The 1,663-nt window shown below is 29.7% G+C and carries 2 protein-coding genes; one reads left to right on the top strand and one right to left on the bottom strand.

Translation table 11 applies throughout. The features are described 5' to 3' along the window. Positions 1-1,304: hypothetical protein (locus ACOYLT_RS11875; protein WP_422854046.1), on the top strand; the 1,304-nt coding region annotated here is incomplete at its 5' end. Positions 1,305-1,354: 50 nt separating this feature from the next. Here the strand turns inward: ACOYLT_RS11875 and ACOYLT_RS11870 are convergent. Further along, on the bottom strand, positions 1,355-1,663 hold a 309-nt coding region (locus ACOYLT_RS11870), incomplete at its 5' end, for a hypothetical protein (RefSeq protein WP_422854045.1).

Below are 1,663 nucleotides of genomic sequence, written 5' to 3'. Positions count from 1 at the left end.
TTTTTCACGTACACCTACGAACCGATATTGAAAAAAAAGTAGGTTTTAAAATAAATACTACAACGGATGTTAAATCATTTCTTGCTATTCTGCAAAAACACACTAGTGACCCTATTAGTTTAAGTACTTTAAGACGTTTTTGGAATCTGATACCAATGCGGAAATCCAACAATTCCACTCTAGATGTTTTAGCTACCTTTTTAGAATATGCTTCTTACCAAGAGTATGTAAAGAAAAAAAATGAATATGAAAAATGGTATGCTGATGCCAGGTTGCAAAACCTAAAGTTAAATGAAAATCTTACAAGAGATGATTTTCAATTTCTAAGCGAGTTACTTGAAAAATCAGAATCTAACACTGTTTTTATTTCACTATTTGAACATGCTTTTCATAATGAAAAATGGGACTATTGCAATGCATTGTTCGATGACAACAACATTAGTTGTTTTAAAAATAAGCTACCCATAAATCATTTTCAAACGAATATTGCCTATATCCTTTTTATCTTTTTATACGGAATTTCTAAAGAAAGCTTTGTAACTAGTATAGAGCAATTGGTAACCAACAAAAACTTTAGAGAAAACGTAATCTATATTTATATAGATATCATGGGATTGAATAAAAGGTATGGCATCATTCTTGAAAAAATAGAAAAAGAAGCCCTAAGCGCAGAAGAACAATTGTTTTTGAATCTTTTAAGTGGATTGAAGCTCTATCTCAACAAGTGTAACAAATTACCTATAATCAACAACCCCACAACAAATGAATTGCAAGCGTTACCCGAGGTACTTGTTGGAAGATTTTATGGCTACCAAATGCTATGTGCGGCACAAAATCAAAACAAAGATAAAGAAGCAATTGTTTGGAACGATTTTTTAACTTTTATTAAAAAAGAAACGCATATTCGTCAATATTTTCATGAATTTGTTCATGCACTTTTACTCTTAAAGAGAATACAAAAATTAAACTACTTACTAGAAAATTATTTTGAAGAAATTATAGATCAATTGCACATTCATTCTTATTTAGATTTATTTATTTACAATCTAATTGATGTAATGGTTAGTTTTACAAATAAGGATTTAAAACGAGCCCATCATATCTTTAAAAATTTAGATACCACGGTTTCTAAATATGGAGCAGCTTACAATGATTACTACCTGATTTTTTATGCCATTACTGGGTATCACTTAGCTACAAATCATAAAGAAAAGCAATTGTTTAAAGAAGAATACCTACAACATGTTGCTGTAGCAAAATTTAAAGTGTTTGATGAACTATATCTAGAAACTTATTTTGGATAAGCTTATTTAGAAAACGAATACCAATTATGATTTGGAGTTGGAAAAGTATTTTAACCTAGCATTTTCTTGACCCAATGCACTCCTTTAGCTTCACAAAAACTTTTTAAATTACCTGTAATTATTTGTTTGTTTTCTCCCGAAGCAAAAAGTGACGCAACAGCAAATTCGATAGCTGTTTTTTCGTTGCTTTCGTTTTGAAACAAAATGTTATGGATTCTAAATGGGTTATAAACCGATTTATTGTTGAAATAAAGCGATTTGCAAATCCAATACAATTGAAGCACGTATAAAGCAATGCTGTGGAACTCTTTCTTTTGATTATTGATTATTCCATCAATGTGATTGTTTACTTCCTTATG

Source organism: Flavobacterium sp. (genome assembly GCF_049318185.1).
Taxonomy (GTDB): Bacteria; Bacteroidota; Bacteroidia; order Flavobacteriales; family Flavobacteriaceae; genus Flavobacterium.
This window is presented reverse-complemented; position numbering and strand designations above follow the sequence as displayed.